We start from the raw sequence: 22,817 nt of genomic DNA, 5'->3' as shown, positions 1-22,817 counted from the left end.
TTTAATTATGAATAAAGAAGTTGTTATCGTTGCTGCTGCAAGAACTCCAATTGGTAGTTTTATGGGTAACTTGTCTACTATTTCAGCTCCAAGACTAGGTGCAGTAGCTATAAAAGGAGCGCTTGATAGAATAAATTTAAAACCAGAATTAGTTGAAGAAGTAATAATGGGCAATGTAGTTCAAGCTGGTACAGGACAAGCGCCAGCAAGACAAGCAGCTATATATGCAGGAATACCTAATACGGTTCCTTGTACCACTATAAATAAAGTATGTGCTTCCGGCATGAAAGCTGTTATGCAAGCAGCTCAAGCCATAGCTTTAGGCGATGCTAACATTATAGTTGCTGGAGGTATGGAGAATATGAGTTTAATTCCGCATTATTTATATGCGAGAACAGGCACTAAATTTGGACCAACAACTTTAATTGATGGCATGCAAAAAGATGGACTAGTTGATGCTTACGACCAAAATGCTATGGGAGTTTGTGCTGATGCATGTGCTAATGAATATGAGTTTTCTCGCGAAGACCAAGATGCTTACGCCATACAATCATATACGAGGTCTTCTGAAGCATGGGAAGCCGGAAAATTTGATAATGAAGTTGTACCTGTTGAAGTTCCTCAAAGACGAGGAGAACCTATTATAGTTGCAAAAGATGAAGAGTTCACAAATGTGAAGATGGATAAAATTCCGCAATTACGACCTGCTTTCACAAAAGATGGCACGGTAACCGCTGCTAATGCCTCAACAATTAATGATGGTGCAGGTGCCATGATATTAATGAGTAAAGAGAAAGCTAATGAGTTAGGATTACAGATTTTAGCCACTATTAAAAGTTATGCGGATGCTGCTCATGAACCAGAATGGTTTACAACTGCTCCTTCCAAAGCATTACCCAAAGCGTTAGATAAAGCAGGAATAAAGATAGAAGATGTTGATTTTTTTGAATTTAACGAGGCGTTTTCAGTGGTTGGTCTAGCTAACATGAAAATTCTTGGCTTAAATGACACTAATGTAAATGTTAATGGAGGAGCCGTATCATTAGGACATCCACTAGGTTGTTCTGGTGTTAGAATTTTAATTACTTTATTAAATGTTTTAGATCAGAATAATGGTAAAATTGGTGCAGCTGCTATTTGTAATGGCGGAGGTGGTGCATCAGCAATTGTTATAGAACGTAATTAAGCTTATTTAATGCAGTACGGTATTTGTAATTTAAGCATTGTTCCTCTTAGAAAAGAAGCCACTGACACCAGTGAACTTGTATCTCAAGTGTTATATGGCGACATTTTTAAAATTTTAGAACAACGTAAAAATTGGAGTAAAATAAGACTTGCTTTCGATTCTTATGAAGGCTGGATAGATAATAAACAATACTTAGAAACTACAGAAGAACAATACAAATATTTACATAAAGAAACTCCGAAACTTTGTATTGATTTAGTTGAATTTATACAAGACACTAACCAGCAATTACACCCTATTGTATTAGGGTCTACACTAAATGCTTTATCTATTTTAAACCATTCACATGATGGTAATATTGTTGAAGGAAAAGCGCCAAAAGAAAATATAATACAATCAGCTTTTTTATATTTAAACGCGCCTTATTTATGGGGTGGGAAAACGCCTTTCGGAATTGATTGTTCTGGTTTTACACAAATGGTATATAAACTTAATGGCTATAAACTATTACGTGATGCGTCACAACAAGCTACTCAAGGAGAAGCCTTAAGTTTTATTGAAGAAAGTGAACCTGGAGATTTAGCTTTTTTTGATAATAACGAAGGTGTTATAACCCATGTTGGCATTATCATGAAAGACAACTACATAATACATGCTCATGGCAAAGTTAGAATTGACAGATTAGACCACTCAGGCATATACAATGTAGATAAAAAAATGCACACACATAAATTACGTGTTATTAAAAAAGTGATATAAAAAAAAGCCGCTAATTGCGGCTTTTTTTTATATCTACAAATAAGAAATAAAGATTAGTTTGCTTCTAAAGCATCAACGGTCTCTTTAAGACTCTTATATTTATCTGTTTCTCCTAAGATGCTATAAATATTCATCAATGTTTTTGACGCACTAAGGTTTTTAGCATCAATTTCTATCGCTTTTGCTAAATAAGGAATTGCTTCTCTATAAATATTTTGACGCTGATCTCTTAACTCATCATATCTTTTATCATCTGCTTTTGAAGTTCCTAAACCATTCATCTCTTTAATAAGAGGCTCCTCTCCGGCTAATACTAGAGCAGATAAATTTATGTATGCGTTAATATAATTAGGATCTAATTCGATAGTTTTTTCATAGTATCCTTTAGCCTCTTCTATATGATTAGCTTCGGCAGATACAACACCTAAGTTATACTGAAGCTCTGCATTTCCAGGATCCATTTGAGTCGCTTTTTCTAAAAGCTTTTTAAACTCATCCATATTTCCCATTTTATAATGAACATTCGCTTCACTAAGAATTAAGTTAATATCATCAGGACTTTCTGCTCTTGCAGCTTTCATTGCTTCAATAGCTTTTTCATTATTACCTTGACTAACATAAATAAGTGCTACATTTTTAACAATTTCTGGTTTTTTAGACTCTGTTAAACGTTCTCCTGGATTAATATGACTTTTTGCTTTAACATAAAGATCTCGTGTTGATTTTTCTAAAACTTCTTCTTCTCCAGTTTCATTATTTGTTGCAAAATATTCTTTTTTAACACCTGTATAACCTAAGTTTTTTAATTCTTCATATAAACCTAAAGCTCTATCAAATTCTTGAACATTAACAGCTGTTGCTGCTGCATAATAAAGAAATAAAGTATCTTTTTGACTTAATCTATATGATTTTTCAAAATACTTAGACGCTAAAGAGTATTCTTTTTTCTCATAAGACTCATTCCCCTTAGTCAACATTCCATTTACCATCTCTTGCTTTAAAGTAGCAATCTCTGAACCATAAGCTCCTTTTGCTTTTTCTAAGCTTTCTAAGGCACCATCTACATCCTCCATTGATCCTGCACCGCCTGCATAAAGAGCTTGCCCCAATAAATAATAATACTTTGTCTTACTTTTCTCGTCCATTTCAGACATTAAGCCTTCAGCTTGTTTTAAAGCTGCTTTAGCTTCTGCATAGTTGCTTCCTTTAATAGCTTTTTCAACCGCCTTCAATTCTTTTTTTTGCGCAAATGAAAATGCACTTATTGAAAATGCTAAAGCTATAATAATTTGTTTTTTCATTTTAATAATATTTAATTTAATTTTCAGTGTTAATATCTTCTTCTTCTTGATTATTATCAAGAGTTGTGCCACCTTCTACATCTCCAGTGTTCTCAATAGGTTCAACGGCTTCAACTTCATCTTCATCATGCATTACTTTTGCAACCGCTGCTATAGAATCATTACCTTTAAGGTTTATTAATTTAACACCTTGTGTTGCTCTACCCATAACTCTTAAATCTTGAACCGCCATACGTATAGCAATTCCTGACTTATTAATTATCATTAAATCGTCTTCGTCAGTAACATTTTTAATAGATACTAGATTTCCAGTTTTTTCAGTAATAGAAATGGTTTTCACTCCTTTTCCTCCACGATTAGTAATTCTATAATCCTCTAAGCTAGAACGTTTTCCATAACCGTTTTCAGAAACCACAAGCACATCGCTTTCCATATCATCAACAGCAATCATTCCAACAACTTCATCAGTTTCCTCATCTTGTAAACGAATACCTCTTACTCCTGAAGCACTACGTCCCATAGGTCGTGTTTTAGCTTCTTCAAAACGAATAGCTTTACCAGATTTTAATGCTAACATCACTTGACTTTCTCCAGTGGTTAACTTAGCTTCTAATAAAACATCATCATCTTTAATTGTAATGGCGTTAATACCATTTGTTCTTGGGCGAGAATATTGTTCAAGTGATGTTTTCTTAACCTGACCTTTTTTAGTCGCCATGATTACATAATGACTATTAATATACGCTTCATCTTTTAAATCTTGAGTACAAATGAAAGCCATCACTTTATCATCTTGTTCAATATTTATAAGGTTTTGAATAGCTCTTCCTTTTGATGTTTTACTACCTTCTGGAATTTCATAAACACGCATCCAGAAACATTTTCCTTTTTGAGTAAAGAACAACATATACTGATGGTTTGTACCAACAAATAAATGCTCTAGGAAATCTTCATTACGAGTTGTTGATGCTTTTTGTCCAACACCTCCTCTGTTTTGTGTTTTATATTCTGTAAGTGAAGTACGTTTAATGTAACCCGCATGTGAAATAGTAATAACCACTTTTTCATCAGGAATCATATCTTCAATACTTAAATCTCCACCAGCATACTCAATAATTGAACGACGCTCATCACCATACTTTTCTCTAACGACTTCTAATTCGCCTTTAATAATATCCATACGACGATCCTTCCTGTCTAAGATATCTTTTAAGTCGATAATGGTTTTCATGATCTCATCATACTCAGAACGCAATTTATCTTGCTCTAAGCCTGTTAATTGACGCAGACGCATCTCAACTATAGCTTTTGCTTGTATTTCAGATAGCTTAAAACGTTCAATTAAATTATTTCTAGCTTCATCAGCATTTGAAGAAGCTCTAATTATTTTAATAACTTCATCTATATTATCTGAAGCAATAATTAATCCTTCTAAAATATGAGCACGTTCTTCCGCTTTACGCAATTCGTAAGTTGTTCTTCTTACAACAACTTCATGTCTATGCTCAACAAAATAATGTATTAATTCTTTTAAGTTTAACAACTGCGGTCGTCCATTAACCAATGCGATGTTATTCACACTAAATGAGGATTGTAACGCCGTGTATTTATATAATTTATTTAACACGATATTTGGAATAGCATCGCGCTTTAAAACGTACACTATACGCATACCATTTCTATCAGATTCATCACGAATGGTAGCAATACCATCCATCTTTTTTTCATTAACCAAATCAGCAGTTTTCTTAATCATATCTGCTTTATTAACTTGGTATGGAATCTCATCAACGATAATACACTCGCGTCCATTAACCTCTTCTATATTGGCTTTTGCACGCATAACAATACGTCCTCTACCAGTATGAAAAGCTTCCTTTACACCATCATAACCATAAATAGTTCCTCCTGTTGGAAAATCTGGAGCTTTAACATGTGTTATTAACTCATCAATTTCAATATCATTATTTTCTATATAGGCAATGGTTCCATTAACAACCTCTGTTAAATTATGAGGAGGCATATTAGTTGCCATACCTACTGCAATACCTGAGGCTCCATTAACTAAAAGTCCAGGAATACGAGTTGGTAAAACAGTTGGTTCTTGTAAAGTATCATCAAAATTTAATTTATGATCTACAGTTTCTTTATCAATATCTGCCAACATGTCTTCAGATATTTTACGCATACGTGCTTCAGTATAACGCATTGCTGCTGGACTATCTCCATCTATTGAACCAAAGTTCCCTTGTCCATCAACCAACATATAACGTAAACTCCATTCTTGAGCCATACGCACCATAGCATCATATACCGATGTATCGCCGTGAGGGTGATACTTACCTAAAACCTCTCCAACTATTCTTGCCGACTTTTTATGCGCCGTATTTGCTCTAACACCTAGTTCGTGCATACCATAAAGTACACGTCTGTGAACAGGTTTTAAACCATCTCTTACATCTGGTAAAGCACGTGACACAATGACCGACATTGAATAATCAATGTAAGCCGATTTCATCTCATCTTCAATATTAATAGGGATCAATTTTTCTCCTTCTGCCATATATAATTTAATTAAGTTTTTATCAATATTTCAAAACGTGCTAATATACTAATTTCATGAGTGAGAATAGATGACAAATGTTTGTTTTTTTGGTACTTTTTATTAACAATTCAACTATGCTTTTTCGTTGATAAGTATGCCTAGTAAAATTTTGATTTTTTAAAGTTTTTTTCGTCAATTAGCAACTTTCACATTAATTTAAGGTATAGTTTTTGCCTTAAGTAAAATGTTTTAGTATTTTTAATGCAGAAAGGAACCCTATTATGGATGATAATTTTTCCCCAAGAGTAAAAGATGTAATTGCCTATAGCAAAGAAGAAGCTTTGCGATTAGGTCATGACTTTATTGGTACCGAGCATTTGATGCTAGGGCTTTTACGTGATGGAGACGGCAAAGCTATTAGTATATTAAATGCCCTAGATATTGATTTAAATCATTTAAGACGTAAAGTAGAAATACTAAGTCCTGCAAACCCTAATGTAACGACAACTTCTAATCAGAAAAAGAATTTACACCTTACTAGACAAGCAGAACGGGCTTTAAAAACAACTTTTTTAGAAGCTAAATTATTTCAAAGTACATCAATAAATACAGCGCATTTACTGCTTTGTATTTTAAGAAATGAAAACGACCCCACTACCAAGCTTTTAAATAAGCTAAAAGTTGATTACGATAATGTTAAAGAACAATTTAAATTTATGATCACAAACGACAATAACTATATAGAGCCCAAAGCAGAATCTTTTCAAGATGATGATGCGGCTACTGAAGGAGACGCTTCAAAAGACAATATATTTAATGCGCCTGCAGGTAAAACTAATAAGAAGTCTAAAACACCTGTTTTAGATAATTTTGGACGTGATTTAACAGCTATGGCTGAAGAAGGTAAGTTAGACCCTGTTGTTGGTCGTGAAAAAGAAATACAACGTGTATCTCAAGTTTTAAGTAGGCGAAAGAAAAACAATCCGCTTTTAATTGGAGAGCCAGGTGTTGGTAAATCTGCTATTGCCGAAGGATTAGCGCTTAGAATTGTAAAAAGAAAAGTATCTAGAATCCTTTTTAATAAACGCGTAGTTACTTTAGATTTAGCAAGTTTAGTTGCTGGAACCAAATATCGTGGACAATTTGAAGAGCGTATGAAAGCCGTAATGAACGAGCTTGAAAAAAATGACGATGTTATTCTGTTTATTGATGAAATTCATACCATTGTTGGTGCTGGAGGAGCAACAGGAAGTTTAGATGCTTCAAACATGTTTAAACCTGCTTTAGCTAGAGGTGAAATACAATGTATTGGTGCAACAACCTTAGATGAATACAGACAATACATTGAAAAGGATGGTGCTTTAGAACGTCGTTTTCAAAAAGTGATTGTTGAACCTACAACAGTAGAAGAAACAATAGAGATTCTTAATAATATAAAAGGAAAATACGAAGAGCATCATAATGTTGATTACACACCTGAAGCTATTGAAGCCTGTGTAAAGTTAACAAATCGTTATATGACCGAACGCTTTCTTCCAGATAAAGCTATTGATGCTTTAGATGAAGCAGGATCACGGGTTCATATTACTAATATTGAAGTGCCTAAACAAATTATTGAATTAGAAAAACAACTTGAAACGGTTAAAGAAACTAAAAACTCGGTTGTTAAAAAACAAAAATATGAAGAAGCTGCAAAGCTTAGAGATGATGAAAAACGAATAGAAAAAGAACTTGCCATTGCGCAAGAAAAATGGGAAGAAGACACGAAGCAACATCGCGAAATAGTAACGGAAGATAATGTTGCTGATGTCGTTTCTATGATGACTGGTGTACCAGTAAACAGAATTGCTCAAACGGAAATTAATAAATTGGCTGAACTTCCAAATCTTATAAAAGGTAAAGTAATTGGTCAAGATGAAGCCGTTGCTAAAGTAGTTAAAGCCATTCAGCGTAATCGTGCCGGACTTAAAGATCCTAATAAGCCAATTGGATCATTTATATTTTTAGGACAAACAGGTGTAGGTAAAACACAGTTAGCTAAGGTATTATCTCGTGAGTTATTTGATAGTGAAGATTCACTTGTTCGAATAGACATGAGTGAATACATGGAGAAATTCGCTATTTCTAGATTAATTGGCGCACCTCCAGGATATGTAGGATACGAAGAAGGAGGACAACTTACCGAAAAAGTAAGACGCAAACCTTATGCTGTCATTCTATTAGATGAAATTGAAAAAGCACATCCAGATGTTTTTAACATGCTCTTACAGGTACTAGACGACGGTTACTTAACAGATAGTTTAGGTAGAAAAATAGATTTTAGAAATACTATTATCATTATGACTTCTAATATTGGAGCTCGTAAAATTAAAGATTTTGGTACTGGTATTGGTTTTGGAACTGCTTCACAAAAAGCCCAAGAAGACGCTAATACTAGAAGTATTATTGAAAATGCTCTAAAAAAATCGTTTGCTCCTGAATTCTTAAATAGAATTGATGACGTTGTTGTGTTTAACGCATTAGAAAAAGAAGATATCAATAAAATTATCGATATCGAATTAGAAAAACTTCTTCTTAGAATTAAACTTTTAGGCTACAACTTAACAATTACAGAAAGTGCTAAAGATTATATTGCCGACAAAGGTTTCGACAAACAGTATGGAGCGCGTCCTTTAAAAAGAGCCATTCAAAAATATGTTGAAGATGCTTTAGCTGAAGAAATTGTAGCATCCAATCTTCAAGAAGGCGATAATATAAAAATTGATTTAGATAAAGAATCTGAAGAATTAAAAATTACCATTGATAAATCTGAAAAACCAACAGAGTCTTAAATTCTGATAGTTTATATTAATCAAAAGCCCGAAAGTTATTTCGGGCTTTTTTATGCTCATAATCCCCTTATTAAATTGGAACCGCGTACGAATTCTTAATCTCACCCATTACAAAGGTACTATGCGTACTTCCAATGTTTTTTATATTCCCCAAATAGTCTAAAACAAAATTCTGATATTCTTTCATATCGCTCACTAATATTTTTAGAAAGAAATCATAATCACCTGAAATGTTGTAACACTCCACCACTTGTTTTAAAGACAAAATATCTTTCACGAACTGGTTTCCTATATCCCGCGTATGCTCCTTTAAGGTAACATTACAAAACACCATCAAACCTTTATTTAGTTTTACAGCATCCAAAACGGCTATATAGCGTTTTATGTACCCCGCTCTTTCCAACTTTTTTACACGTTCAAAAACAGGTGTGGTCGATAAATTAACTTTAACCGCCAATTCTTTTGTGGTTAGATTAGACTTGGCTTGCAACAACTTTAAAATTCTATTATCAATCTCATCAAGTTGGATTGGGGAATTATTTTCTATTAAACTCATTTTTTATTCAGATAAAAGATTAATAATCTTAATTATCATTCAAAAGTAGTTAATACAACCAAAATATAATAGTTTTTATGTTTTTATATTCTATATATATAGTTTTGAACAGAATAAAAAACAAAAACATTTATGAAAACTACCATTTTAGGTTATCCAAGAATTGGCGCTCAACGAGAATTAAAAAAAGCCTGCGAAGCGTTTTGGTCAGGAAAAATTGAAGAGAAAAGCTTGTTAAAAATAGCCGCTAACATAAAAAGACAAAACTGGCTGCAGCAAAACGAATTGGGCATCGATTTAATCCCATCAAATGATTTTTCGCTCTATGATCAAGTTTTAGACACCTGTTTAACACTAGGATGTATTCCTGTTCGCTACAAAAACATCAACAAAAATAATGCTTTAGAGTTGTACTTTTCTATGGCTCGTGGTTTACAAAACAAAAACATTGATGTAACAGCTATGGAAATGACCAAATGGTTTGACACAAACTATCATTACATCGTACCAGAGTTTGAAAAAGAACAAACTTTCAAATTCTTTTCTAAAAAAATCATTAATGAATATAAGGAAGCATTAGAATTAGGCATTAAAACAAAACCCGTTTTAATTGGTCCCGTTACCTTTCTTTTATTAGGAAAAGAAAAAGAAACTGGGTTCCACAGATTAGATCTTTTAGACAAACTATTGCCTGTTTACCTTGAAATTATTCAAGAATTAACCAACTTAGACGTTGAATACATACAGTTTGATGAACCCTGCTTAGCATTAAACCTTACCGACAAGGAGCGTCAAGCCATTAAATTAACTTACACAACAATAAACACTAAGTTTCCCAAGTTAAAAATATATCTGGCTAACTATTTCGATTGCTACGACAAGAACTTAACTACCGTACTCCAATTGCCTATAGATACCTTACATTTAGATTTGACAAGATGTTCTATGCAACTAAGTGATATTTTAGAATCCGAGCATTTTAACCCGAGCATTAAACTTTCTTTAGGTCTTGTTGATGGAAGAAATATCTGGAAAAATGATTTTGAAGCTTCATTAAAAACCATTGAGAAGGCTTTAACAAAAGTGTCTTCTGATAATTTATGGATTTCTTCTTCATGTTCTTTATTACACACCCCATACGATTTAGATTTAGAAACTAATCTACAACCTGAAATCAAGCAATGGCTAGCTTTTGCCAAACAAAAATTAGAGGAAATCAGCACATTAAAAAACCTCTCTTTACCAGAAAACGAACCTTACTTATCTCTTTATGAAGAAAACAAACTAGCCAATATTAACCGTAGTAATTCTAAGTTAATTCACAATAAAGTGGTTAAGGAGCGTGTTTCTGGACTTAAAGAATTAGATAGTCATCGCAAAAACAACTTTACCGTAAGACAGTCTAAGCAAAAACAAGCCCTCAATTTACCCCTGTTTCCTACAACTACAATTGGGTCGTTCCCCCAAACTAAAGAAGTTAGAAGTTGGCGGTTAAAGTTAAAAAAAGGGCTTTTATCACAAGAAGAATACGATATTCTAATTGCAAAAGAGATTAAATACTCTATTTCCTTTCAAGAAAGCATTGGCTTAGACGTGATTGTGCATGGCGAATTTGAACGTAACGATATGGTTGAATACTTTGGTGAAAAGCTTAATGGTTTTGCATTTAGCGATTTCGGATGGGTACAAAGCTACGGCAGCCGTTGTGTAAAACCCCCTATCTTATTTGGAGATGTATCCCGAGACAACCCTATGACGGTTAAATGGTCTACCTACGCACAATCGTTAACAAAACGACCTTTAAAAGGCATGCTAACTGGACCTGTTACTATTCTTCAATGGTCCTTTGTTAGAAACGATCAACCTCGAGAAACCACATGTAATCAAATAGCCCTAGCGATTAGAGATGAAGTAGTTGATCTTGAAAAAAACGGTTTAAAAGTTGTTCAAATTGATGAACCAGCCATTAGAGAAGGATTGCCATTAAGAAAAGAAGAATGGACCAAATATCTAAACTGGGCAGTAAAAGCCTTTAGAATTTCAGCAAGTGGTGTACAAGACGATACCCAAATTCATACCCATATGTGCTATTCCGAATTTAATGATATTATAGCGAGTATTGCCAACATGGATGCCGACGTGATTACCATTGAAACCTCACGCTCTGAAATGGAGCTTCTTAATGCCTTTGTGGATTTTGAATACCCTAATGAAATAGGTCCTGGTGTTTACGATATCCATTCACCACGTGTACCCTCTCTTGAAGAAATCGAGAATTTACTTTTAAAAGCAAAAAAGGTTTTACCTGTAGAGCATATTTGGGTTAACCCAGATTGTGGTTTAAAAACCAGAGATTGGCCAGAAACAAAAAAAGCTTTAGAAAATATAGTGCAAGCAGCTAGGAACTTAAGAAAACTTGAAATATAATTAACTCATCTTAAAGTGATTATTTAAATTGAAAACTGCCTAAATTCTGATTCATTTTTACTCAGGGTTTAGGCTTCCTTTGTTTCTTTGGATACTCTCAACAGTAAAACAATATCCATTAAAAAGAAAACAAATAAGAAGAAGATCGCATTTCGCATGATGCCAGTAATTCGATCTATAATACCATAAATAATCATACCTATAACAATCCTTATTTTTTCTGAAACATCAAAATATATAGCTACCAACATAATCGTTTGAACGGTCATACTATAAACAAAAAAGGCATTTAAAAAACGTTTTAATCTTAAATTCTGATAGTTTTTATTAATAATTATTATCTTAGACTTATGAGAAAAACCTTAACATTACCATTAGGCACTTTTTATATTTACGACAATTATTTGATAGTCGAAATTAATGAAGGAGAAACCATTACTACAGAAAACAATAAAATCCTTGAGAATATTGCTATCACTTATTTTAATACTAAAAAATTTATATATATAACGCATCGCGTTAACTCCTATGCAGTCGATCCTGCTATATATAGAAAAACATCACTGATAGAAAATTTAGCAGGATTTGCCGTAGTTGCAACAAACAACATAGCATTAAGTAATGCTGATATAGAAAAATTATTCTTAAACAAACCTTTTGAGTCCTTTACAAAACTTAATAAAGCCATAGAATGGGGGCAATCTATTCTTAAGCAGAATAATATAGATATAAAAAACCCATAAACTATAATCGATATTTTTTTACTAAATAGAATCGTAAAGTGTTATATTTTCTACTTATGTTCTAAACCTTCCTTAGGCACTCTCAACAGTAAAACAATACCCACTAAAAAGAAAACAAATAAAAACAAAATCGCATTTCGCATGCTGCCGGTAATTTGCGCTACAAAACCGTAAAGAAAAGTCCCAATTACAATACCTATTTTTTCAGCAACATCATAAAAACTAAAAAATGAAGCAGTATCTGTTGTTTCTGGTAAAAACTTAGAATATGTAGATCTTGACAATGCCTGAATTCCTCCCATAACAATTCCCACTAAACCAGCAGCTATATAAAAATCCAAAGGAGTAATTACAAAATAAGCATACACACAAATAATTGCCCAAAATATATTTATAACTATAAGTGTTTTTATATTTCCAAAAACTCTAGAAACTCTAGCAGTAACCATAGCACCCATAATAGCAATGACTTGAATAACTAATATACTAACAATAAGTCCCATTGTACGATCTGCATCTGTTCCCCAATCTATTTCTTCTTCACCAAAGTAAGTTGCTATTAGCATAACTGTTTGTACCGCCATGCTATAGACAAAAAAGGCTCCTAAATAACGTTTTAGCTTTACATTTTCTCCCAATTGATTCCAAACTAATTTTAACTCTTTAAAACCATTAAGAATAATATGCTTTTTAGGATTCTCTTTCTTAATACCTTTAGGTAAATAAAAAAAAGTGTATTGACTAAAAACTATCCACCATACACCAACAGAAACGAAAGAATATTTCATAGCCTTAATTTCTGCTACACCATCAACATCTGTAGTAATTCCAAAAAAATCAGGCTTCATTACCATTGCTAAATTAAATAACAAAAGAATTACACTCCCTACATACCCTAAAGAAAACCCTTTAGCACTAATGCTATCTTGCTGTTCTGGAAATGCTACATCTGGCAAATAAGAATTATTAATTGCGAAACTTACCCAAAACCCAACTAATCCAAAAAAATAACACGCAAGACTAAAATAAATATGCTCTAAAGAAAACCAATACAATCCTATACATGAAACCCCTCCTAAATAACAGAAAAACTTCATAAACATTTTTTTATTCCCTAAATAATCAGCTACACCAGAAATTAATGGTGTTATTATAGCTATAAATACAAAAGCCATAGAAGTTGTATAACTTATTAATGGTGCCCTTGCAATATCGCCTCCAAAAACGGTCACTTTTTCTATTTCTGCAATCCTAAAAAGTGCTCCATAAAAAATAGGAAAAATTGCAGATGCGATAACCAAGCTATAAACTGAATTTGCCCAATCGTAAAACGCCCAAGCATTAAGAAGTTTTTTACTTCCTTTTTCTAATACTGCCATAATAAAAAAACTGCTCTTTTATGAGCAGCTTCGAAAGTAAACAAATATTTCTATTTGAATAATATTATATTATTATCTAAATGTTGTTACACCAAACTTAGCCGCCTCTTCTTTAGCTTTTGGTGCCAAAGCTGTAAGATTTGCAATTCTTGAATCATTTGAAGGGTGTGTACTTAATATTTCTGGCGGTGCTTGTCCTCCACTATTAGCTTTCATACGTTTCCATAAGTTAGCAGCTTCAGCAGGGTTGTAACCAGCTATAGCCATTAAATATAAACCGATTTTATCAGCTTCAGTTTCATGACTCCTACTAAAAGGCAACATAACTCCAACTTGAGATCCTATACCATAATATTGATTAAAAGCATTTCTAGATTGTTCATCCTTAATGGCAATATTTCCTGCAACTGCTAATCCTTGTTGCACCATACCTGCACTCATACGCTGTTGCCCATGATTTGCAAGTGCATGCGCTACTTCATGCCCCATAATAGCTGCCAATCCTGTCTCGCTTTTTGCTATGGGCAAAATACCCGTATAAACAACAATTTTACCTCCTGGCATACACCAGGCATTTACAGTTTCATCATCAACTAAATTATATTCCCATTTATAATCTTTTAAATACCCTTGATGTCCATTAGCACTTAGCCAACGTTCAGCAGCTACTGCAATACGCTGTCCTACTCTAGTAACCATAGCAGCATCTTTAGTCCCTATTACAACTTTATTATCTGTTAAAAACTGGTCGTATTGTGCAAAAGCCGTTGGAAACAACTGAGAATTAGGCACTAAAGCCATTGTTTTTTTTCCTGTAAACGGGTTTTCTGCACAAGAAAACATTATAGCAGCAACTCCTAATAGAATAAATATATTTTTAATTTTCATTGTTATTTGTTTATTTAAGTTATAAAAATACAATAATTGTTCTCTTTAATATTTTTTAGACACAGATTTTTTTTATTGATCACTAAATAAAAAATTCATTTTTAATAAAACGTTATGTTTTACAGATATTCTCGACAGAATATAAAAACCTCTTGTAATGAAAAAATTAATAGTTCTAGTAATATCATTTTTTATTTTAAGCTGCAATAGTTCTGCACAAAAGCAAAATCAAAAAGAAACAAAAACCTACAAAGTCAACAAAACTGATAGCGAATGGAAAGCACAATTAACAGAAATGGAATATTATGTGCTTAGAAAATCTGGAACAGAGCCTGCTTTTTCTAGTGCTTTAAATAAAAACTACGAAAAAGGTGTTTATGTTTGTAAAGCTTGTAATACACCGTTATTTAAAAGTGAACATAAATTTGATTCTGGCAGTGGCTGGCCTAGTTTTGATAGAGAAATTAAAGGACATGTTGATTTTTCTACCGAAAATAATTTAGGCTATACAAGAACCGAAGAGCACTGTGCTACTTGTGGCGGACATTTAGGTCATGTTTTTAATGACGGGCCAAGAAAAACAACTGGTAAACGACATTGTATAAATGGGGTTGCTTTAAGATTTATACCAGAAAAATAAAATTATCTTTGTTAAATGAATAGCTATTTAGGAAGTATTATTAAACAATTTGAATATTATAAAAGTTTAGGCGATAAAACTTTTGCTCAGCTTTCGTTTGAAGAAATGCAATGGCAAAGTGATGAAGACTCAAACAATATATCAATAATTGCAAAACATATTGTTGGCAATATGCTTAGTAGGTGGACTAACTTTTTAAATGAAGATGGTGAAAAAGAATGGAGAAACCGTGATGATGAATTTATAAATAGCTATAATACCAAAGAAGAAATTATCGCTTCCTGGGAAAGTGGCTGGTCGTGTTTATTTAAAGCTATTACTCCTTTAGAAACTGTCGATTTAGAACGTATTATTTACATTAGAAACCAAAGTCACACCGTTACCGAGGCCATTAACCGACAATTAGCACATTATTCCTATCATATAGGTCAAATGGTATTTTTAGGAAAACTTTTAAAGGGGAAAGATTGGGAATCCTTATCAATCCCGAAAGGAGATTCTTCGAAATATAATACTAACAAATTTAGCAAAGAAAAAGGTAGACGTCATTTTACTGATGATTTATAAAAAAAGGACTTCAAAAATATTTTTGAAGTCCTTTTTTTATAATTACAATTTGTTTTATTTCTTCATCATCTGAGCAGCTGTATAGTAACCTGTTTCATAAATAATCTTACCATCATCATTAAAACCATGAACTAGCATTACAGGAATAGTTATTTTTTTGTCATCAGACTTCCTTTTTACTCTAAAATTCCACCAGGACTGCACTAATTTACTGTTACCTCTTTCATATTCTAAATAATCAGGGTACCCTCGAACATCGATAGCTTCAATATCCCATTTTTCCAACATTTTTATAAAATTTGACTTTTCATCTTCCAAAGTATTAAATTCGTCAGACTTCATATCAAGATTAGTAAACCTTACATCTTCTGTAAAATAATCATGACTAAACGCTTTTTCTACATCGCCATATTCTAATGCAGCAACCATTTTACGAACCGTATTAATGTTTTCGTGCTGGTCATAAAGCTTGCCGTTTGTTCTTGTAGAGAACCCTTGTCTTAAAGTTTGAAAAACCGTCCCATCATCATAAGTTATCATGGTTAATATCTTGTTATCATCATCAACTTTAAATAGTCTATGAATTGGCATATTTAACTTTACGCCTGTTTTATTATGAACGCCTTTTAGCTGGTCCCAGGTTTGAACCCAAACACCGCTCTCATCATATTCTAAAGCGTCTGGATAAGCGCCTTTTGACCTTTTAACACTCAAATAAGAAGCATTGTTTACCCAAAAAGCAGATTGCCTTAACATATCTTCTTTTGAAACCCCTTTTGAATCTGGATTATCATTCATACCATTAAATGCTTTGAAATCATCGTGTAAAGCATTCGAAAGCGCTATGGTATCGCCCTTTATCAAAGCTTGTTGCATAGCCTCAACGACTCCTATTGCAGGGTGTTCACTGTAAATTTTTCCATTTTTTTTCTTTTGGGAATACATGACGATAGAGAGCATCATCATGACAATAATGACATGTTTTTTCATTGTTAAAAAATTTTAATGGTTAATTAATATCTTTAAATTTAACCAAAATAACTGAATAACAACGATTTATAACTCTTTATTTAATACCTAGAACACTTTTATTTTGTATTTAATTTCTTTTTAAACGGACGAATAATTAAACGTGCTTCTCTATCAAAACGAACATAATTATAAACCCAGTTTATAAAAACCACCATTCGGTTTCTAAAACCAATTAAGAAAAAGAGGTGTACAAACATCCAAACATACCAAGCAAAAACACCTTGGAATTTAAATTTAGGCAAATCTACTACTGCTTTATTTCTACCTATAGTAGCCATCACTCCTTTATCTTTATAAACAAAAGGCACCATAGGCTTCTGCTCTATCAGTTTTAAAATATTGTCACCTAATTGACTGCCTTGTTGAATGGCAGGTTGTGCCATCATAGGAAATCCATTAGGAAACTCATCAGTTATCATTGAAGCAATATCACCAATAGCAAAAATGTGATTATATCCTTTAACCTGATTAAATTCGTTTACTAAAAGCCTGTTGCCTCTAGTTATTAACTCTTCTGCCTCTAAGCCTTTTATAGTAGCTCCTTTTACGCCAGCTGCCCAGACTAAAGTTGCTGTTTCAAAAGTTAAATCGGTATTTGTAGTAACCGTTTTCCCATCATAATTAGTAACTCGAACATTTTTCCAAATATTGACTCCAAGTTTCTCTAAAAAATCTTCAGCTTTAGCAGAAGCTTTATCACTCATTCCTTTTAAAATACAATCACTTGATTGTATAATATGTATTTGAGCTAATCGTGTATCTAAATCGGGATAATCTTTTGGTAAAATACCTTTTTTAATTTCAGCCAAAGCACCAGCAAGTTCAACGCCTGTTGGTCCGCCTCCTACAATCACAAAATTCATTAATGCATTGCGTTCGTTTAAATCGGAAGTTAACAAAGCTTCTTCAAAATTTTCAAGTATTAAACTTCTAAGATTTAAAGATTGTGGTATGGTTTTCATTGCCATACTATACTTTTCAATTTCAGAATTTCCAAAATAATTTGTTTTAGAACCCGAAGCAACGACCAAATAATCGAATTTTAATTCCCCTATATCTGTTTTAACAAGGTTATTTACGCTATCAATTTCATTCACTTCAGCTAAGCGAAAACTAAAATTAGGAAAGTCTTTAAGAATTTTCCTGATAGGATATGCAATAGAATCAGGTTCTAAGCCACCTGTAGACACTTGATAAAGAAGTGGTTGAAAGTTATGATAATTATTTTTATCTAATAAAACAACTTGAACCTCTTGTTTAGATAATTTTTTTGCTAGTGCTATTCCTGAAAAACCACCACCAATAATAACAACTCTAGGAAAACTCGTTCTTGATATATTCATATAATGATATTGCAAAACAAAGGTAGTAAAAGATATAAATTTATAGGTTTCTAAAATTTATTATTCAAATTCGATTTCGTAAATTCGTAGCCTAAAAAATAACACATGAGTAAATACGATATTATTGTTCTTGGAAGTGGACCTGGTGGATATGTTACAGCTATTAGAGCTTCACAATTAGGTTTTAAAACTGCTATTGTTGAAAAAGAAAGTCTTGGTGGAGTTTGTCTAAATTGGGGTTGTATCCCTACAAAAGCCTTATTAAAATCTGCTCAAGTTTTTGAATATTTAAAACATGCAGGTGATTATGGGTTGTCTGTTAAAGATTTTGACAAAGATTTTGATGCTGTTGTTAAACGTAGCCGTGGTGTTGCCGATGGTATGAGCAAGGGTATTGAATTTTTAATGAAAAAAAATAAAATTGACGTTATTTCTGGTTATGGAAAATTAAAACCAGGCAAGAAAATTGACGTTGACGGCACAGAATACAGTGCTAATAACATTATAATTGCTACAGGTGCACGTTCTCGCGAATTACCAAACTTACCTCAAGATGGTAAAAAAGTAATTGGTTATAGAGAAGCGATGACCTTACCTAAACAACCAAAAAAAATGATTGTGGTTGGTTCTGGAGCTATTGGTGTTGAATTTGCTTATTTCTACAATTCAATGGGAACAGAAGTTACTATTGTTGAATATTTACCAAACGTGGTACCTGTTGAAGATGAAGACGTATCAAAACAATTAGAACGCTCATTTAAAAAGAGTGGTATAAAAATAATGACTTCTGCTGAAGTTACTAAAGTTGACACTTCAGGAAAAGGTGTTAAAGCTACCGTAAAAACAAGTAAAGGAGAAGAAGTTTTAGAAGCTGACATTATCCTTTCTGCTGTTGGTATTAAAACTAACATCGAAAATATTGGATTAGAAGATGTTGGTATTGTAGTAGATAGAGATAAAATATTAGTAAACGATTTTTACCAAACAAACATTCCTGGATACTATGCTATTGGAGATGTTACTCCTGGTCAAGCATTAGCTCACGTTGCTTCTGCTGAAGGTATTCTTTGTGTTGAAAAACTTGCTGGACAACATGTAGAAGCTTTAGATTATGGCAATATTCCTGGTTGTACGTATTGTTCTCCAGAAATTGCTTCTGTAGGGTTGACTGAAAAACAAGCTAAAGAAAAAGGTATCGATATTAAAGTTGGTAAATTCCCTTTCTCTGCTTCTGGTAAAGCGAGTGCTGGTGGAAATAAAGATGGTTTTGTAAAAGTTATTTTTGATGCTAAATATGGCGAATGGTTAGGTTGTCACATGATTGGAGCTGGTGTAACCGATATGATTGCTGAAGCTGTTTTAGGCAGAAAACTTGAAACTACAGGACATGAAGTATTAAAAACAGTGCACCCTCACCCAACTATGAGTGAAGCAGTTATGGAAGCTGTAGCTGATGCTTATGATGAAGTGATACATTTATAGATACTTATAAATTTTAGATATAAAAAAGTTCCGATTTTATCGGAACTTTTTGTTTTTAAATGAAATTATAATTTTTTAAAATTTAATTTTCGAACCTACTGTAAATGACGTTTTAGTTCCGAAAGTATAATCTGGAATTATAGATGATCCATTTGATAATCTATAATTAAATCTAGCTTCTAAGAGTGTGCTTTTGGAAACATCATACTGAATACCAAAAGTAGAATACAAAGACACATCTTCAATCTTGCCATCTGTTTTTAACACGTCTACTTTAGTACCAAATAAAACACTAAATTTATTACTAATTTTATATTTAACCAATAAGGGGTGCTCTATAAGTGTATAGCCTCCAAGTAAGTTATTATTACTTCTTTCTAGCATTTCCATTCTAAAAAACCAATTTTCATTCAAATGATACTCAGAAAAATAATTTCTATAAAACTGTGACGTATTTAATATATTAACATCGTCAGTTACACCAAAAGAGTTTGTTTCTCTTTTTTCTTGTGAAAAAACAATACAAGAACTTATAAAAAAAAGTATAAAAGTAATTTTATTCATCACTATAGGTTTCGTTTTATTGATTAATACAAAACAAATCTAAACGAAAGTCTTCTTAAAATTCTCACAAGTAAATTATAAATTAAACAAAACAATAAGTTAATTTTATGTGAAAAATCTTAATTATAAAAAATGCGATTCAAATATTTGAATCGCATTTTTTATATATAATTTAAAATAACTTTAAGCGCACTTTATTTTCACATGAGTAAAACTCCCTCCCTTTTGATGAGGCTAAGTGCGGCATATAAAACTTTGAATGGCCAACTCATAACTTTGTAAACCAAAACCTAATATAACACCTTTAGCATTTGGTGAAATAAATGATTGATGTCTAAATTCTTCTCTATTAAACGTATTAGAAATATGTACCTCTACAACAGGGGTTTCAATAGCTTTAACAGCATCTCCAATACCTATAGAAGTATGCGTATAAGCTGCAGCATTTAATATAATACCATCATAACTAAATCCTACTTCATGTAACTTATCAATAAGTTCTCCTTCTATATTAGATTGAAAATAATCTATATCTGCATCTGGGTATTTTCCAACTACTTCATCTAAAAACTCTGTAAAAGATAAACTTCCGTAAATATTTGGTTCTCTTTTTCCTAATAAATTTAGGTTGGGGCCGTTGATTATGATTAGTTTTTTCATTGTGTAAATATATAAAAAAACACAATGAAACGTTCTAATTAACATTCTTTAAGATAACTGTTATAGGTGTCTGATTATTTTTAAATTAAAAAATTTAAAAAAACAAAATACCCTATAAAGATAATGACCATAACTAAAAAAAGGAAACACTTAGTGCTTCCCTTTCCATTTTAAATATCAATTTAATTTAAAACATATATCCGACTGATAGCTGGAATACCCCATTATAATTTTTCACATCTCCAAAATCGAATTCAGTACCCATTATTGTCCCATTATTATCGTTAATATTTGAAATTCCAAAATTATATCGAGCTGCAAAATTTAAACCATTTTCAAGAATATAGCCTAAACCAAGATCTAAACTAAAATCAATATCTTTAGTTATATCTTTTATATCAACAGATATTCCTGAAGCTTTACCATCTGCTGATAATAAAATTCCGACTTGTGGCCCTCCTTCTATACTAAAACCTTCCGCTAAATAATATTTAACCAATAAAGGAATATTTAAATAGTCATATTTGATTTCCATATCCATACCATCAGAAGAACCCTTAGCGCCTTGTGAAGAGTATAATATTTCTGGTTGAAATGAAAATTTATCAAAAATCTCCATTTCCACAACAACTCCTACGTGAAATGAAGTTCGAGTATCAACATCTTCTGTATCATCTCCTGTTATAGTTGCAAAGTTCACACCTGCTTTAACTCCAAAAATGACACCTGTTGAGTTTTCTAATTTATTTTGTGCACTGACTGTAAAACTGTAAACAATCAAAATTGCAATAAGAATAATTTTTTTCATAATTAAATGGTTTTTAACTAGTTAATATTATGCTCTATACAATTTTAACATTTAATTAGAACGCAGTAAATGATAATTATCAGTTTCATTTTTAGTATTGGCAATTCATTTTTATACAAAAAATGCTTTATGTATATTATAGAGGTTATCTGAATTTACCCTACTTTTACTTTCATGAATTGGCAAAATGCACTTAAGGACTATCAATTATATTTAAAGATAGAACGTGGACTATCTAAAAATTCCATTGAGAATTATGCTCTCGATGTAAAAAAATTAATTTCCTATTTAGAAATTAATAACATGAGCATATCTCCTATTAAAATAACACCAGATATCATCCAGCAGTTTATTTATGAAGTCGCTAAAAATGTAAATGCACGTTCTCAATCTCGTTTAATTTCTGGATTACGCAGTTTTTTTAGCTATCTAGTTTTCGAAGATTACAGAGCATCAAATCCTTTAGAATTAATAGAATCTCCTAAAATAGGTAGAAAACTCCCAGATACCCTATCTGAAGAAGAAATTGATAGCCTTATTTGCGCTATCGATTTAAGTAAACCTGAAGGTGAACGTAATCGTGCTATACTTGAAACCTTATATGGATGTGGTTTACGTGTTAGCGAATTAATAAATTTAAAACTATCTGATTTATTTTTTGACGAAGGTTTTATTAAAGTCACTGGAAAAGGAGATAAACAACGATTTGTACCTATTGTTGAAATTACTCAAAAATTCATAAACATATATAGAACTGAGATTCGCAATCATATAAATATTCAAGCTGGATTTGAAGATACTTTATTTTTGAACCGCCGTGGCAAACAATTAACCAGAGCCATGATTTTTACTATCATCAAACAATTAGCAGAAAAAATCGGACTAAAAAAGAGCATTTCTCCTCACACTTTCCGGCATTCCTTTGCTACACATTTATTACAAAACGATGCCGATTTACGCTCTATTCAACTCATGCTCGGACATGAAAGCATTACCACAACCGAAATATACGTGCATTTAGATAAAAGTCATTTGACTAAAGTTGTTGAAAAATTTCATCCTAGGAAATAACAGTTAGCAGTTAGCAGTTAGCAGTTAGCAGTTAG

At 32.3% G+C, this 22,817-nt stretch carries 19 protein-coding genes and 1 pseudogene; 9 read left to right on the top strand and 11 right to left on the bottom strand.

Going from position 1 to position 22,817, the window contains the following annotated elements; genetic code table 11:
- Nucleotides 1-7 precede the first annotated feature (7 nt).
- Both RHP49_14360 and RHP49_14355 read left to right on the top strand, forming a co-directional pair.
- On the top strand, nt 8-1,186 hold the full coding sequence (locus tag RHP49_14360; GenBank protein WNH12067.1) for an acetyl-CoA C-acyltransferase: 1,179 nt from the start codon (nt 8-10) through the stop codon (nt 1,184-1,186).
- Between the two features lie 9 nt (nt 1,187-1,195).
- The gene (locus RHP49_14355) at nt 1,196-1,945 is read left to right on the top strand and encodes a C40 family peptidase (protein ID WNH12066.1); all 750 of its coding nucleotides are present in this window, start codon (nt 1,196-1,198) and stop codon (nt 1,943-1,945) included.
- Nucleotides 1,946-1,998: 53 nt separating this feature from the next.
- Here RHP49_14355 and RHP49_14350 read toward each other — a convergent pair whose 3' ends face one another.
- Together RHP49_14350 and gyrA are read right to left on the bottom strand one after the other, a co-directional pair.
- Nucleotides 1,999-3,246, bottom strand: coding sequence for a tetratricopeptide repeat protein (locus RHP49_14350; GenBank protein ID WNH12065.1), 1,248 nt, complete (start codon nt 3,244-3,246; stop codon nt 1,999-2,001).
- 16 nt (nt 3,247-3,262) lie between these two features.
- Entirely contained in the window at nt 3,263-5,809 is a 2,547-nt protein-coding gene (gene gyrA, locus RHP49_14345) for a DNA gyrase subunit A (GenBank protein ID WNH12064.1), read from the bottom strand.
- A 263-nt stretch (nt 5,810-6,072) separates the two neighbouring features.
- Between gyrA and RHP49_14340 the strand changes: the two genes are divergently transcribed.
- On the top strand, nt 6,073-8,622 hold the full coding sequence (locus tag RHP49_14340; GenBank protein WNH12063.1) for an ATP-dependent Clp protease ATP-binding subunit: 2,550 nt from the start codon (nt 6,073-6,075) through the stop codon (nt 8,620-8,622).
- A gap of 70 nt (nt 8,623-8,692) precedes the next feature.
- On the opposite strand, the gene RHP49_14335 is transcribed toward RHP49_14340, so the two are convergent.
- A complete protein-coding gene (locus tag RHP49_14335) occupies nt 8,693-9,178 on the bottom strand; it encodes an Lrp/AsnC family transcriptional regulator (GenBank protein ID WNH12062.1) in 486 nt (161 codons plus the stop codon).
- A gap of 132 nt (nt 9,179-9,310) precedes the next feature.
- Between RHP49_14335 and metE the strand changes: the two genes are divergently transcribed.
- Nucleotides 9,311-11,605: a 5-methyltetrahydropteroyltriglutamate--homocysteine S-methyltransferase gene (metE, locus tag RHP49_14330; protein WNH12061.1), complete on the top strand. Its 2,295-nt coding sequence runs from the start codon at nt 9,311-9,313 to the stop codon at nt 11,603-11,605.
- Nucleotides 11,606-11,673: 68 nt separating this feature from the next.
- Here the strand turns inward: metE and RHP49_14325 are convergent.
- Nucleotides 11,674-11,922, bottom strand: a pseudogene (locus RHP49_14325) (MFS transporter).
- A 33-nt stretch (nt 11,923-11,955) separates the two neighbouring features.
- Here RHP49_14325 and RHP49_14320 point away from each other — a divergent pair.
- On the top strand, nt 11,956-12,348 hold the full coding sequence (locus RHP49_14320) for a hypothetical protein (GenBank protein WNH12060.1): 393 nt from the start codon (nt 11,956-11,958) through the stop codon (nt 12,346-12,348).
- A 50-nt stretch (nt 12,349-12,398) separates the two neighbouring features.
- On the opposite strand, the gene RHP49_14315 is transcribed toward RHP49_14320, so the two are convergent.
- Nucleotides 12,399-13,727: an MFS transporter gene (locus RHP49_14315; GenBank protein ID WNH12059.1), complete on the bottom strand. Its 1,329-nt coding sequence runs from the start codon at nt 13,725-13,727 to the stop codon at nt 12,399-12,401.
- A 72-nt stretch (nt 13,728-13,799) separates the two neighbouring features.
- Nucleotides 13,800-14,615, bottom strand: coding sequence for a M48 family metallopeptidase (locus RHP49_14310; protein ID WNH12058.1), 816 nt, complete (start codon nt 14,613-14,615; stop codon nt 13,800-13,802).
- 157 nt (nt 14,616-14,772) lie between these two features.
- Here RHP49_14310 and msrB point away from each other — a divergent pair, with 157 nt between their 5' ends.
- Nucleotides 14,773-15,255 (top strand): peptide-methionine (R)-S-oxide reductase MsrB, encoded by a 483-nt coding sequence (gene msrB / locus RHP49_14305; GenBank protein WNH12057.1) that lies wholly within the window; start codon nt 14,773-14,775, stop codon nt 15,253-15,255.
- A gap of 15 nt (nt 15,256-15,270) precedes the next feature.
- The gene (locus RHP49_14300) at nt 15,271-15,822 is read left to right on the top strand and encodes a DUF1572 family protein (protein WNH12056.1); all 552 of its coding nucleotides are present in this window, start codon (nt 15,271-15,273) and stop codon (nt 15,820-15,822) included.
- Between the two features lie 54 nt (nt 15,823-15,876).
- On the opposite strand, the gene RHP49_14295 is transcribed toward RHP49_14300, so the two are convergent.
- Nucleotides 15,877-16,812, bottom strand: coding sequence for a nuclear transport factor 2 family protein (locus RHP49_14295; GenBank protein ID WNH12055.1), 936 nt, complete (start codon nt 16,810-16,812; stop codon nt 15,877-15,879).
- A 98-nt stretch (nt 16,813-16,910) separates the two neighbouring features.
- On the bottom strand, nt 16,911-18,197 hold the full coding sequence (locus RHP49_14290) for an NAD(P)/FAD-dependent oxidoreductase (GenBank protein WNH12054.1): 1,287 nt from the start codon (nt 18,195-18,197) through the stop codon (nt 16,911-16,913).
- Nucleotides 18,198-18,302: 105 nt separating this feature from the next.
- Here RHP49_14290 and lpdA point away from each other — a divergent pair, with 105 nt between their 5' ends.
- Nucleotides 18,303-19,679, top strand: coding sequence for a dihydrolipoyl dehydrogenase (gene lpdA / locus RHP49_14285; GenBank protein WNH12053.1), 1,377 nt, complete (start codon nt 18,303-18,305; stop codon nt 19,677-19,679).
- Between the two features lie 75 nt (nt 19,680-19,754).
- On the opposite strand, the gene RHP49_14280 is transcribed toward lpdA, so the two are convergent.
- From RHP49_14280 to RHP49_14270, 3 genes are all read right to left on the bottom strand, one after another.
- Nucleotides 19,755-20,243, bottom strand: a complete 489-nt coding sequence (locus RHP49_14280; protein WNH12052.1) for a hypothetical protein — start codon at nt 20,241-20,243, stop codon at nt 19,755-19,757.
- Between the two features lie 234 nt (nt 20,244-20,477).
- Nucleotides 20,478-20,903 carry a type II 3-dehydroquinate dehydratase gene (gene aroQ / locus RHP49_14275; GenBank protein WNH12051.1) on the bottom strand — a complete coding sequence of 142 codons (426 nt, stop codon included), beginning with the start codon at nt 20,901-20,903 and terminating at the stop codon, nt 20,478-20,480.
- Between the two features lie 187 nt (nt 20,904-21,090).
- On the bottom strand, nt 21,091-21,711 hold the full coding sequence (locus tag RHP49_14270; protein ID WNH12050.1) for a porin family protein: 621 nt from the start codon (nt 21,709-21,711) through the stop codon (nt 21,091-21,093).
- 174 nt (nt 21,712-21,885) lie between these two features.
- Here RHP49_14270 and xerD point away from each other — a divergent pair, with 174 nt between their 5' ends.
- A complete protein-coding gene (xerD, locus tag RHP49_14265) occupies nt 21,886-22,782 on the top strand; it encodes a site-specific tyrosine recombinase XerD (GenBank protein WNH12049.1) in 897 nt (298 codons plus the stop codon).
- Nucleotides 22,783-22,817: the final 35 nt, after the last annotated feature.

The organism is Flavobacteriaceae bacterium HL-DH10 (genome assembly GCA_031826515.1).
Lineage (GTDB): Bacteria > Bacteroidota > Bacteroidia > Flavobacteriales > Flavobacteriaceae > Thalassobellus > Thalassobellus suaedae.
The sequence above is the reverse complement of the archived record's forward strand: the minus strand, read 5'-3'. Positions and strand labels throughout refer to the sequence as shown.

Bases quoted from the DNA above. Each gene is read 5' to 3' on its own strand.
- RHP49_14360 (WNH12067.1), top strand. From the start codon at position 8: ATGAATAAAGAAGTTGTTATCGTTGCTGCTGCAAGAACTCCAATTGGT.
- RHP49_14295 (WNH12055.1), bottom strand. From the start codon at position 16,812: ATGAAAAAACATGTCATTATTGTCATGATGATGCTCTCTATCGTCATG.
- metE (WNH12061.1), top strand. From the start codon at position 9,311: ATGAAAACTACCATTTTAGGTTATCCAAGAATTGGCGCTCAACGAGAA.
- RHP49_14350 (WNH12065.1), bottom strand. From the start codon at position 3,246: ATGAAAAAACAAATTATTATAGCTTTAGCATTTTCAATAAGTGCATTT.
- msrB (WNH12057.1), top strand. From the start codon at position 14,773: ATGAAAAAATTAATAGTTCTAGTAATATCATTTTTTATTTTAAGCTGC.
- lpdA (WNH12053.1), top strand. From the start codon at position 18,303: ATGAGTAAATACGATATTATTGTTCTTGGAAGTGGACCTGGTGGATAT.
- RHP49_14355 (WNH12066.1), top strand. From the start codon at position 1,196: ATGCAGTACGGTATTTGTAATTTAAGCATTGTTCCTCTTAGAAAAGAA.
- RHP49_14300 (WNH12056.1), top strand. From the start codon at position 15,271: ATGAATAGCTATTTAGGAAGTATTATTAAACAATTTGAATATTATAAA.
- RHP49_14310 (WNH12058.1), bottom strand. From the start codon at position 14,615: ATGAAAATTAAAAATATATTTATTCTATTAGGAGTTGCTGCTATAATG.
- RHP49_14335 (WNH12062.1), bottom strand. From the start codon at position 9,178: ATGAGTTTAATAGAAAATAATTCCCCAATCCAACTTGATGAGATTGAT.
- RHP49_14270 (WNH12050.1), bottom strand. From the start codon at position 21,711: ATGAAAAAAATTATTCTTATTGCAATTTTGATTGTTTACAGTTTTACA.
- xerD (WNH12049.1), top strand. From the start codon at position 21,886: ATGAATTGGCAAAATGCACTTAAGGACTATCAATTATATTTAAAGATA.
- RHP49_14315 (WNH12059.1), bottom strand. From the start codon at position 13,727: ATGGCAGTATTAGAAAAAGGAAGTAAAAAACTTCTTAATGCTTGGGCG.
- RHP49_14320 (WNH12060.1), top strand. From the start codon at position 11,956: ATGAGAAAAACCTTAACATTACCATTAGGCACTTTTTATATTTACGAC.
- gyrA (WNH12064.1), bottom strand. From the start codon at position 5,809: ATGGCAGAAGGAGAAAAATTGATCCCTATTAATATTGAAGATGAGATG.
- aroQ (WNH12051.1), bottom strand. From the start codon at position 20,903: ATGAAAAAACTAATCATAATCAACGGCCCCAACCTAAATTTATTAGGA.
- RHP49_14280 (WNH12052.1), bottom strand. From the start codon at position 20,243: ATGAATAAAATTACTTTTATACTTTTTTTTATAAGTTCTTGTATTGTT.
- RHP49_14290 (WNH12054.1), bottom strand. From the start codon at position 18,197: ATGAATATATCAAGAACGAGTTTTCCTAGAGTTGTTATTATTGGTGGT.
- RHP49_14340 (WNH12063.1), top strand. From the start codon at position 6,073: ATGGATGATAATTTTTCCCCAAGAGTAAAAGATGTAATTGCCTATAGC.